This is a genomic window from Paenibacillus sp. FSL L8-0435, from assembly GCF_037965655.1.
Lineage (GTDB): Bacteria > Bacillota > Bacilli > Paenibacillales > Paenibacillaceae > Paenibacillus.
The window spans coordinates 611,110-622,984 of sequence record NZ_CP150185.1 but is presented as its reverse complement, the minus strand read 5'-3'; the positions used below and the strand labels follow the sequence as shown (position 1 = coordinate 622,984).

Below are 11,875 nucleotides of genomic sequence, written 5' to 3'. Positions count from 1 at the left end.
CATAGTAGCTCGTTTCAGGGCGCTTTTTGCTGTTTATTAACAGTAGAAGCGTCTTTTTTCCATTTCAGAATGGGGGTTGGATTATGCAGGACGACAAACAACATCTGTATGTATCGGTAACTCATAATCTTATTGAGCAAACAAAGAACGAATCTACACCTTTTGAGGTGTTGGTGGATGACGAACAGGTGGGCCGATTGAAAGATCTGATGAAGGTGCTGGAGGATGACGATGCCTATACCTTGCAACGGGCACCGGTACCCTACAAATCAGCAGACCACGATGAGGCAACAGAGCAATTTTCGGATGGTATGACCTTGCTGTATACCTTTCTGTATGACCACGGCACGCCGGATACCCGGCAGGCAATTGAGAGCATGAATGTGCTTCCAAGGCTGCAAGATACGGATTATGATGACCCTGGGTACGAAAATTCACCGTTGAACAAATGACTGATGCCAAAAAGCATGCGTAACCGCAGATCACGCGGAAGACGCATGCTTTTTAATATGATGAAGGACAACGGCCATGTAAAATGGACTCAATCCAGACGGATCTCCTGCCCTTTCTCAGCGGATTCGTAGATTCCGCACAGCATGCGTGTGGAAGTCACACCATCTGCAATTGGACTGATCGGCTCTGTACCGTTCAGGCAGCAATCCACAAAGTGGTCAATCTGGTTCTGGAATGCACTATGAATATGGAGACCCGTATTGTCCGTCTGGGGTTCAATATTCAGGATGGTATTATTTTTCTCCGTGACGATCAGTGTCTCCGGCTCCAGTTCGAACCCACCACGCTCGCCGTATAATTTCACCGAAGATTCATCTCCGCGTGCATGCAGGGTAAAGCTCACATCCACCGCCAGCGAAGCCCCGTTTTCAAACCGAATAAGTGCATTCGCCATATCTTCCACGTCATTCACAGCTGCGCTATAGTCGGCTGCTTTGTAAAAAGAAAGATGTTCGATATGGGCACGATTGCCCAACTTCCGATACGTATTACCACTGACCGAAACAGGTTTCGGCTTGCCCATGAGGTACCAACACTGGTCAATAATATGTACGCCGAGATCAATCAGGGGGCCTCCGCCGGAACGGCTTTTATCAGCAAACCAACCGCCTGGATTGCCGTGACGCCGCAGAATGGAAGCTTTGGCATAATACAGTTCACCAAACTCTCCGGCATCAATGAATCTGCGCATCATCTGCATATTGTTATCATAACGCCGCACAAATCCAACGATAAAGGTACGTCCGCTCTTCTTCACCGCTTCTTCAATCCGGAGCGCATCTTCCACATTGGTTGCGACCGGTTTCTCCAACAACACATGCTTACCTGCCTCCAGTGCAGCAATGGCAAATTCGGCATGTGTATTATTCCAGGTACAGATACTGACAGCATCCACATGCGGGTCCTCCAGCATCTCCCGATAATCGGTGTACACGGATTGGGCATCATACTTCTGCGCAGCAGCCTTAGCCCGTTCTTCGTTCAGATCGCAGATGGCATAGATGACGGCATCCTCGTTTTTGGCATAACACCTCATATGAAGATCCGAGATTGATCCTGTACCAATCATTCCGATGTGCAACATTTGTTTCGTGCTCATCATCGTCCTCCCTTCCTTTTCCACAACTTCCAGAACATCATTATCGTCTAGTCTGCCCGCAGCATGCCTTCGTAAATACCCGGCGTTGAATTTTCAATCTTCACCGCACCCAGCGTCCGGGCATAGAAATCCACAGGTCCTGCTGATCCGATAATGGCATACCCGTAACCGTCCGCCTTCATCGCATGCATACAGGCCAGTAACAGGGCTGTGCCTACACCTTTGCCCCGTGCATCCTGGCTCACACCTGTGGGTCCGAAGAAGTTGCGGCATGTCGCTTCGTAACAGGCAAAACCAATCATTTTCCCATGCTCAACCGCAATATAACAGGACACGGGCTGACGTGCAAAAGCGACCTCACATTCATCCACCCAAGCCTGACTAAAATGTGACCTCACCCAATCCAGTACAAGCTGTTTTTCTGGGGTAATGGCTCTACGAATCACAATGGAGGATTCCACCAGCGTTCTCAGTCCACTCTCTTGCTCCGGCAAACGATAGAGCGCTACCAACATATCACTCATCTAATCCGTTCCTCCTCGTACTTGAATGTGAAATAGGACAATGGTTTGGCCACTACCTGAAATTAACCTGATCCTGCTGCGGATAACCTGCAATACAAGCGATATTTCTAATTTAAAATAATCTACCGCTTACGTTCATTGCATTTCAACTGCAACACTTAGACGATTTGTCCCGTCTATTAACTTGAAGCGCGGCCCTAAGGAAGATTTTACCGCGACAGTACACAGATTAGAAGGGATGATTATTGATGAACAACAACATGAAAAAAGTAAGTGCACTGATGGCCCTATCCATGGCATTGGGTGGCGGAGCCGCTTATGCAGCAACACTGGACAACACACAACCACTCCATCAAACATCCGTTTCAGCAGATAGTAACGCAGTGAGTGTAGTAAACGTATCCGTGAATGGTGCATCCATCTCTGATGGTTATTGGAACAAGGATGGCAAAGTAGCCATGATCCCGCTGCGTGATCTTACCGACGCACTGGGTATTGAACTGGAATGGAATAAAGAAACCAAAACTGCAGAGCTGACTCGTGGTGCTCTCTGGACACAGGTAATCACAGGCAAGGATCAATATTCTGTGAATAAAATGCTGCTCACACTGGGCACAGCGCCCGAAATCACAGGCGGCAAATTGTATGTACCGGTTTCTTTTGCTGAGAAAGCACTGCATGGACAAGTGAACACAACAGGAAATCAGGTGACGATCTCCAGTGAAGAGGACGTGAAGACGGTTACTGAACGTGGTGTAATTACCAGAATCTCGAACCAAGATAAATATAAGTCCATCCAGATTGGCGGTGCAGGTACGGATGGTATTGTGCTCAATCTGAGTGATGAGACAAAATTCATCTCAGTTGAGGGGAAAGAGATTGCACTGACTGATCTGGCCATTGGCATGAACGTGGAAGCTGAGCATTCCCTGATCACTACTCGCAGTCTGCCACCACAAACGCCAACCTATACAGTCACTGTACTGGATGCGGCTACAGCATCTGAGGCACAACCTAAAGAGCTTCTGGGCACAGCGGGTACAATTGAAAATGTAACAACAGCTGAAGGCAGCATCTCACAGATTGAAATCACAGGTACACGGTTAACAGAAACAGCTCCTGACCATGTCGTGCTGAACATCGACAAAGACACACTGATCGTGAACCACGAAGGTGAAACGGTAAAAGCTGAAGAACTGACCAAAGGCGCTAAAGTCATTGGGTTCTACAGCCCTGTGTTGACACGCAGCCTGCCTCCAATCGGAACGGCTTGGAAAGTGGTTGTTGAAACACCTGCAACAGAGCTGGAAGCGAAATAATACGGTTTGTGAAAAGCGCGGGTTAAACATATGCTGAGACTGTATATTGCAAACCGCATGTATCTTCTGGCAAGTGATGTAAGGCTTGTAACGCATCACGATGACCAGCCAGCAGCTATACGGCTAGTCTAATCAAAACAACCTTATCCGCCTGTCTTCTGACAGGCATGGATAAGGTTGTTTTTTAGTTTATGGAGTTATTTTTTGTGACTATTTAGCGATACAATTATTCCCGGTTTATCTTCATCTTCAACGATCGCTTCCACTTCAATCTCAACCATCAACAAGGGATCAATGAGTGCGCTAACTTCAACCATGGTGGCTACAGGCTGGATCTGTCCAAAAAATTCACCGTGCGCCTTGCCAACTTCCTCCCATCTGGAGATATCGGTCACAAACATTCGGGTTCTCACCACATGCGACATGTCAGCCCCCAGTTCTTTCAGTGCATTCTCGATCGTCTGCAAAACGAACCTTGTCTGTGCATACGGATCACCTGCCCCAACAACTACACCATCTTGCATCGCGGTTGTACCCGCCACTTCAATTCGGTTCCCTACACGGATGGCACGGCAATATCCCACCAACGGTTCCCATGGGGAACCGGTAAAAACCTGCTGTCTGCTCATTCTCTCGTCCCTCGCTTTGGGTGTATTTATCTAAATGGATTAAACATGAATTATATCAGTCCACCATCATCTCAGACAATGGAATGAAATTAATTCTATCTTAATTCCATTAACATTTTTGCACAGAAAAAAATCCCTGAATGACTGCCCATTGGTTAGATCAAGGACGGTTCATTCGGGGATTTTATGAGAAATAGTATCTTTTCCTTAAGGGTAAAACATTCGCATTACAACTTGATATTAGCCTCATCGAAGTATTCTTCCAGAGTTAACCCACTCTTCGCCACATCCGGTGCCAAATCTGTACCGATGTACCGGATATGCCAAGGCTCATAGACGTAACCTGTAGTATCTTCTTCACCTTGCAGATAACGGATGACATATCCGTATTCTGCAGCGTGTTCAGCGAGCCATTGGCCTTCCTTCGATGTGCCAAATACCTCTTCCAGCACATTGCCCACACTCGGGCTGGATACATCAATGGCAAGACCCGTCTGATGTTCGCTTCGGCCTGGCACAGAGCTCACGCGATCTGTGTATTCTTGACCTTTGGTTTTAACATTATTGTTATAGATGGATACCTGACGCTGATATGAACGATAACCGGACACCGCACGAAGCTCAATGCCGTCCGCTTTTGCACCTGCAAACAACTTCTCCAGCGCCTCCGCAGCTTCCTTGCGCATATGCCGCTTCTCGTGTGGTTCGTCGAAGGAGAACGGTACATTCGGCTCTACCAGATCGTTCGGCTCGTAACCGTCAGGCAGACTCCGTTGTTTGTTCACAATGACGGTCATAGACTCCGCATTGGTCACCACGGATTGTGCATCAATCGTCGTTTGCAGTGCGCTGATACTGCGTTTCTCCAGCAATGGGTCTTCCGCTGTCGCCCCGTTACCATTGTCCGAAGAGCCCTGCTCTCCGCCCGCTGAAGCATTCCCAGACTCGCTATCCGTGCCTTCACCGCTGTTGCCAGAAGATGATGTGTCATCCCCGCCAGCATTGTCGCCATCAGTTCCTTTATCCTCCGTAAAATGAACCGTTGTGCCGTCCGTCTCCTGTTGTGTGTTACCTGTTCCATTCGGATTCTGGCTTTCCTCTGTGCCTGAACCGTTCTGGCACGCGGCAAGCAATGCTCCGCATATCATCAATGAGGACAGCATAACCACCATGCGGCGCTGTCTTCCTGTAGTTGATTTCATGTAAAAACTCCTATCGCAATAATATAAATGTTGTCTAGTTGTTGTATGCAATGTTCCCTGCGACAGTATACCTTAATTGGGAGCGAAGCTCCACTAGTAAAGACGTCCTTTAGAAGAGATCCGAATGAACATATACGGGCTGTACAGCCTGTATGATCGTTTTTTGGACTTTTAGAGCAACATGCTGCAATAAAAACAAGCAGGGGTGATCTGAGATCTCCCCCGCTCTGATGGGTGCATCATTTGGTTGCCGGGCTGTCCGTCTTCTTCTGGACAGCCTGCCACATCCGCGTGGCTACACGCTCGCGGATCAAATCCAGCCCTGCGGTGGCCGGCACGCCCGGCAGCAGCGCCGTCAGCTCCGGCAACGCCGGCGGCTTGCCCGGCCGCGTAAGGCGCACCTCAACGGCCCCAAAGCCCGGCCCCGGCTGGTGCATGGCGCCGTCCGCGGCCGCCTCGGCGATCCACTCGCCGACGGCCGCGCCGCCTTCGCCGCCCCGCACTTGCGGGCGGCCAGCCGTTTCCGCTGCGCGGCCGGGGCCGCTGGGATCATGCGCGAGTTCCTCCGCCCATGATCCCAGCACGCCGGCGAGCAGCGCTTCGCGCGGCAGGCCGGCGTGCGCCAGCTGCAGCAGCGGCTCGGCCGCGAGGCGCGAGGCTACGGCGCGCTCAGCGGCCGCGGCATGCGCGCAGCCCGGGCGGCCGCAGGTGCACGCCACGGCCGCGCTGGCCGTTGCTGCACCTGGCGAGCCCTCGGGCGCTTGCGCAGCCGGTAGTAGCCCCGCGAGCTCCTCGGGCGCCGGGCCGCCGCGCAGCAAGGCGTACAGCGTCAGCGGGCGCTTGCGCAGCTGAGCCAGTACAGACTCGCGCTGCGCTTCGCTCAGTCGCGCCGGCGTTCCCGTGACTGTGAACATGCCTGCGGCTGATCCGGTCTTGCCCTCAGCAGCGGAAGCGGAAACGGAAACTTCCTGGCCCGCTTCCGCTACTGTATTTACTTCTGCTGTCCATCCACCGGGGGACATATGCAGCTCGATCTTCCATTTTTCGCTCACAACAATCCCCCTTTCTCAACATCTATATTCCTCTGAATGCTCAAGGTCACAGCCACGTCTCACCCTGAAGAGAGATCAGGCCACGCAGCTCATCATCCGACATCTCGGTCAGCCAGTTCTCACCTGAACCGACGACCTGCTCGGACAGTGCCTTCTTGCTTTCGATCAGCTCATCAATCCGTTCCTCCAGTGTTCCCTGACAGATCAACTTATGCACCTGCACGTTGCGATTCTGCCCAATTCGGAATACACGGTCCGTTGCCTGATTCTCAACCGCAGGATTCCACCACCGATCATAGTGAACGACATGACTCGCGCGTGTCAGATTCAGACCTACACCTCCGGCACGAAGAGATAGAACAAACATGGACGGCCCCTCTCCTTTTTGGAAAGTCTCCACCATATCATCTCTTTGCGCTTTCGACACACCACCATGCAGGAAATAAGGTTCTTCCTCATATCGCTGTTTCAACCTCGATACCAACAGATCTCCCATAGCAACATACTGCGTGAAGATCAAGGCCGATTCCCCGTTATCACGGATGGCGTCCAGCAGTTCAAGCAAACGTTCCATCTTACCGGATGCCTCAGCCTTGCCGTGGTCTTTCCGATTACTGTCCGCCAGCACCGGATGATCACAGATCTGCTTGAGCTTGGTCAGGGAGGACAGAACAATCCCCTTTCGGGCAATGCCATTTCTGCCGTCCAGACCACCCATCAGATCATCCACCACACGCTGGTACAACACCGTCTGCTCCGGCGTCAGGGAACAATAGGATTTCAGTTCAAGCTTCTCTGGCAGATCCTTGCGAATATCCGGATCACTCTTCAGCCTGCGCAGCATGAATGGAGATACCAGTCGATGAAGCTCACGCAAAGATGCTGCATTTTCTTCGGATGGCCCCAGTCCCGTATACCGCTGGCGGAACGATGAAGCTGTGCCCAGATACCCCGGATTGAGAAACTGGAAAATCGACCAAAGTTCGCTCAGTCGGTTCTCTACAGGCGTTCCCGTCATCGCAATACGATGAAGTGTAGACAGGCGCATGACGCTTTGCGCTTGTTTGGTACGGTAGTTCTTAATATATTGTGCCTCATCCAGCACAATGGTGGACCAGTGCAACGAAGCCAGATCCGGGCCATCTCTGCCTGCCAGATGATAGGTCGTCAGTACAATGTCATGCGTCTGCGCTTCTGCCTGGAATTCGTTCCCGTGCAACCGTTGTCCACCATGATGAATATATAGCGACAGATCCGGGGCAAACCGCTTCAGCTCACGCTGCCAGTTTCCAAGCAGCGAGGTAGGGCACACAATAAGTGCAGGCAGATGAACAGGCTGCTCATTCGCGTGCTGATCGGCCGGGAAAGAATCATCTGATCCATTCAACAGCTCATTCTCACGGGCTTCCTCTTCAGCTGCCTGGCGTTCCTCGTGTTTGCGGTCCAGCAGACAGGTAATTACCTGAATCGTCTTCCCAAGTCCCATATCGTCCGCGAGACATACGCCAAAGCCCAGCTCACGCATCGCGGATAACCATTGGTAACCTCGTTCCTGGTAAGGTCTGAGTTCACCATGCAACTCTGCCGGAACCTGACGAGGCTCTATGCTGCGAAGCACCTGTCCATCGAGCAGGAAAGCAAGCATCCCATCAGATTCGGCGCCAAAGACGGAGAGGCCCTTCCATGCGGAATCCTCCCCTTCATCCGCTGCCAGATGCAGCCATTCGGAGAGAGGCATATATTGTTCTTCTTCTTTTTTCATATAACGCAGGACTTGGCGAATCTCTTTTGTATCCACTTCAATCCATTCACCGCGGAACATAACATACGGAACTGTGGATTCAGCCAGTGCTGCCAGTTCCTCCGCCGTGACCGGTTTCCCATCCAGCATAGGCTCCGCCTTGAAAGCAACCAATTGTTCCATGCCAAGTGCCGATGCGGCTCCAGGCAACCGCTCTGTTCCCCGATTCAACATCTGCAGACGCAGTCCCGCACGACGTTTCCCGGCACGACTCCACCTTGAAGGCATGAGAACGGTTATCCCGGCCTTCTGCAAACGCGGAACCGCATGCGTGAGAAATTCAAAGAAACCCTGCTGCTCCAGCTTAATTTCCTCCGGACGGGCGGTAAGCAGCGCCGTCTCCAGTTCAGGTGCCAGTTCTGCTGCTTGCCCGATTGCCATCAATAATTGCTCTGCCGCCGAGGTATATAACACCTTCCCCCGGTCCAAATCTCGCTCTGGATGTGCCCAGATAGTCCGTGCAGGCAACCTCAGGCTTGGTTCCTGCTCACTGTCCACCCAAAAGCTTATTCCCCAGATCGTTTCATGTTCGCCCAGTGGAGGCTCCAAGCGGAGCACCAGCTTCAATTGGCCTACCGCAGGCGCCATCTCTTCTGCTCCCACGCTTGGCATTGATGTTCCACCAACTTCTTGCAGCGTATGAATAAACGCTGTCATATCGTCCGTCGGCCCTTGCACCGTCACAGGACGGAACATCGAGATCAGACTGTTCCACCAGAGTTCGGCTACTGGCGAAGATCCGCGTCGATATGGGGTGCGGTAACGGGACAGTTCACTGTCCATGCCCTCCAGTTCACTTGTCACTACAGCATGAATCATGCCACTCATGAATGAAAATAATACCGCAGCCCCTGCTTCTTCACGCGTTTCCGGTTCCAATGAAGCATAAGCTCCAGGAGCAGCCAATCCAATCGGAGGCATCGCTTCAGCAAGATCGCGGAAGCGTTCGATGTCCTCCTCCTGCTGCAAGCGTGGCCGCCATACGCCTGTTAATGTCTCTTGCCCGGTCCGTCGCCGTGCTCCGGTCTTTGCTGCGAATTCAGCCGATGGAGCAATTGCTCCCCGCAACAGCAGCTCCTGTGTGAACTGCGCTGCTTTGATCCAGTAACGCATCTCTTCTCCAACCTGAATTCCGGCTGCATTTAACAAACGGTCATCCCATTGCAGCAGCAACCTGAAAGCATCCTTAGGCGAGACTGCCAATCCTTCCAATGTGCGCCCCAACAGTTGACGCCGCTTCGTGTTCTTGGCTTCAGCCGTGTTCCTCAGCGGATTCGGCCAGCGCAACTCCGCAAGACGCAGAGCGGCAGGCTGAAACAGACGACCCCCGTCGCCAAAATTCAACCTTCTTACCACGTGGCTCCATGCATCCACACGCGGTTCCGATGTTTCACCGGAAAAACAAAAAAATACGTCACCAAGCCATACTCCATACAGCGATTGCATCATTAAAGTCTCCCGTCATCCCTTCGCATTGTTACTCTCCATCATATACGAAAATGACCGGATTTAAAAACCTTTGCCCATAAAAAGTGGTTATTTCGATGGTTTGCGGCACAAAAAAATGTCCCTTCTCCCGAAAAGCGGATGAGGAACATTTGGGTCAACCGAAGGATAATACTGAATATTGAAAGAATTACGGATCGTTATACTACTATGATCTGATCAAACTGCCCAGCAATACATCCAGGTTCAAAATGCCTGCACGATGATCTTCACAGAACCCGATTTTGTCAAAAACGCCAAGCATGAAACGGCGGTGTTCCTCAGCTGGTTCTTCGAAACGATCGTAACTTACGACAGAATCAACCATATCTACGATCAGCGGTACAAATCCACCTTTGTAAGGCACCACAATAATACGTGTAGAAGAGGTATCCTCCTGGTCCGGCATGCCTAACAATACACGAAGACTCACCACCGAAACGACCTTACCATACAACGAAGCAAAACCTCTGATCTCCGGGCTTCCAAATGGAACTGTTGTCACCTGCACCATTCTGATGATCTCATGAACTTCATCGATTCGTAGTGCAAAGATCTGGTCTCCTACCGAAAAATTAATATATTGCATTCCCTCGTCCATAGTTATCCCCATACCCTCTCATTCCTTATAATCAGACTACTTTCGTCCCAGTTAGATGTTACTTTGGTGTATCGGTTATTTTTGATCAAATGTTTAGGCTTCAGATCAATTTTGCCAACTTCAGCAGACGTTGCATTACGGTTGCTGTCTCCGCTCTGCTCATTTGCCCTGTTGTAGAGGGTGGTGGAAGTCAGTCGTTTTAATATTGAGCGTAAGTAACCTGACATCGGATTGAAAAATTATATTCAAAAAAAAGACCAAAGATCAGCTTTATGCCGATTTTTGGTCTTTTTTATCCCCATATATTATGGATCTGTTTCTATGTTTTCAAATACTTGGAACAAAAAAACGATATTCCTGTGGATAACTTGTTTTATTACTCCAAAACGGCTGTTTTATCACATGAAAACACGAGTTATACCTGATTTGTGGATAAGTTGTGCACATATTGCACACATGCTGTGGATATCTTTGGCGTTTCATGTGGATATTCATTAATTTAATGTGGACATGTTGTGTATTTGTTTGTAAATCTGACGTAAAATCCGAATTTCCGCTTCAGTTATCCATTACTGTGGACACGTTGTGGACACGCCCAATTTCCTTCGCTGTAGTTATTCGACCAATTCACCCTGACGCATGATCAGCTTGTCATCGATGTACACGTCCGGCTTTTGTACAACGGCATCAATATGAACACCCGCGGCGATCGTTCCACCAAATGTGTTATTGCTGCCAAAGGCCACATGAATTGTGCCGTATACCTTCTCATCTTCCAGCACCACACCCGTGATTCGTGCCTTGTTATTGGTACCGATCCCGAATTCGCCGAGAAAACGACCATCGCCCTCACCAAGCGTTTCCAGTAATTGAGCCCCATCTGTTCCTTCGGCTGACACCAACCGTCCTTCACTAACGGTTAATAACATCGGTTCACGAAGTGCCCCAATTCCAGCAACGGAACCATCTACAACAATACTGCCCTCGCCCTTGCCCTCAATGGGAGCAATATAGGCTTCTCCTGACGGCAAGTTGCCCGATTCACCGGGGTTCAAATACATACCTGTGCTTGGTACACCGTTACGATCTTCAATGGAAAAGGAAAGACTATGGCCCTGCTTCTCTATTCGCACATGTCGACCTGCGGTTAATAGAGCCGTTACCTTCTCGGTCAACGCCTTTACTTGCGAATATTCAGCTGTAATGGCTCCGTTCATAAACATATCCTCTGTCATGCCAGGCATGGTTGCCACTCGTGTCCCTGATGCAGCGGCTTTTTTGCGTGCCTGGGTATGTGTTAATGAATATCGCGTTACACACACGGCTACATCTGCTCGAATCATCGCTTCTGCAATCGGCGCAGGTGGCTCTTCTCCAGATCTGCTGCGTTCCTTCATGATTAACAGAACCGATTCTGCACCAAGTGCTTTGCCTGCCTCATATATGGATTCAGCCAGATCCCGTTTCATATCGTCTGCGACAACCACCAGATTCTCTCCGCTGCGCAGTCCGAGACATTCGGTTAGCACACTTTTACTGATTTCCACACGTTCCTGACTCATACATTCATCTCTCCTGTCTTTGGTTAATCCTCTTCGCAACTCGACTTGACCCTTTCGACAATTGGCACGGGATTCCTGCATGTCCAAA

11 protein-coding genes are annotated in these 11,875 nt (G+C 50.5%); 2 read left to right on the top strand and 9 right to left on the bottom strand.

Features of this window, described 5'->3' with window-relative positions; genetic code table 11:
• Positions 1–83 precede the first annotated feature (83 nt).
• Entirely contained in the window at positions 84–452 is a 369-nt protein-coding gene (locus NST33_RS02935) for a hypothetical protein (RefSeq protein ID WP_339306682.1), read from the top strand.
• Positions 453–541: 89 nt separating this feature from the next.
• Here NST33_RS02935 and NST33_RS02930 read toward each other — a convergent pair whose 3' ends face one another.
• A complete protein-coding gene (locus NST33_RS02930) occupies positions 542–1,612 on the bottom strand; it encodes a Gfo/Idh/MocA family oxidoreductase (protein ID WP_339308595.1) in 1,071 nt (356 codons plus the stop codon).
• 47 nt (positions 1,613–1,659) lie between these two features.
• A complete protein-coding gene (locus NST33_RS02925; protein ID WP_339306679.1) occupies positions 1,660–2,136 on the bottom strand; it encodes a GNAT family N-acetyltransferase in 477 nt (158 codons plus the stop codon).
• Positions 2,137–2,384: 248 nt separating this feature from the next.
• Here NST33_RS02925 and NST33_RS02920 point away from each other — a divergent pair, with 248 nt between their 5' ends.
• Positions 2,385–3,455: a copper amine oxidase N-terminal domain-containing protein gene (locus NST33_RS02920; protein WP_339306677.1), complete on the top strand. Its 1,071-nt coding sequence runs from the start codon at positions 2,385–2,387 to the stop codon at positions 3,453–3,455.
• Positions 3,456–3,652: 197 nt separating this feature from the next.
• Here NST33_RS02920 and NST33_RS02915 read toward each other — a convergent pair whose 3' ends face one another.
• The 7 genes from NST33_RS02915 to NST33_RS02885 all read right to left on the bottom strand — a co-directional run bounded on the left by NST33_RS02915 (position 3,653) and on the right by NST33_RS02885 (position 11,787).
• A complete protein-coding gene (locus tag NST33_RS02915; RefSeq protein WP_237177720.1) occupies positions 3,653–4,084 on the bottom strand; it encodes a RidA family protein in 432 nt (143 codons plus the stop codon).
• A gap of 227 nt (positions 4,085–4,311) precedes the next feature.
• The gene (locus NST33_RS02910) at positions 4,312–5,286 is read right to left on the bottom strand and encodes a M15 family metallopeptidase (RefSeq protein ID WP_127551134.1); all 975 of its coding nucleotides are present in this window, start codon (positions 5,284–5,286) and stop codon (positions 4,312–4,314) included.
• Between the two features lie 239 nt (positions 5,287–5,525).
• On the bottom strand, positions 5,526–6,338 hold the full coding sequence (locus NST33_RS02905) for a hypothetical protein (protein WP_339306674.1): 813 nt from the start codon (positions 6,336–6,338) through the stop codon (positions 5,526–5,528).
• Between the two features lie 46 nt (positions 6,339–6,384).
• Positions 6,385–9,588: a DEAD/DEAH box helicase gene (locus tag NST33_RS02900; RefSeq protein ID WP_339306672.1), complete on the bottom strand. Its 3,204-nt coding sequence runs from the start codon at positions 9,586–9,588 to the stop codon at positions 6,385–6,387.
• Between the two features lie 205 nt (positions 9,589–9,793).
• Complete coding sequence (locus NST33_RS02895; protein ID WP_164783412.1) at positions 9,794–10,213, bottom strand: chemotaxis protein CheW; 420 nt, start codon at positions 10,211–10,213, stop codon at positions 9,794–9,796.
• A gap of 14 nt (positions 10,214–10,227) precedes the next feature.
• On the bottom strand, positions 10,228–10,452 hold the full coding sequence (locus NST33_RS02890) for a hypothetical protein (RefSeq protein WP_339306670.1): 225 nt from the start codon (positions 10,450–10,452) through the stop codon (positions 10,228–10,230).
• Between the two features lie 387 nt (positions 10,453–10,839).
• Positions 10,840–11,787: an aminopeptidase gene (locus NST33_RS02885; protein ID WP_339306668.1), complete on the bottom strand. Its 948-nt coding sequence runs from the start codon at positions 11,785–11,787 to the stop codon at positions 10,840–10,842.
• Positions 11,788–11,875: the final 88 nt, after the last annotated feature.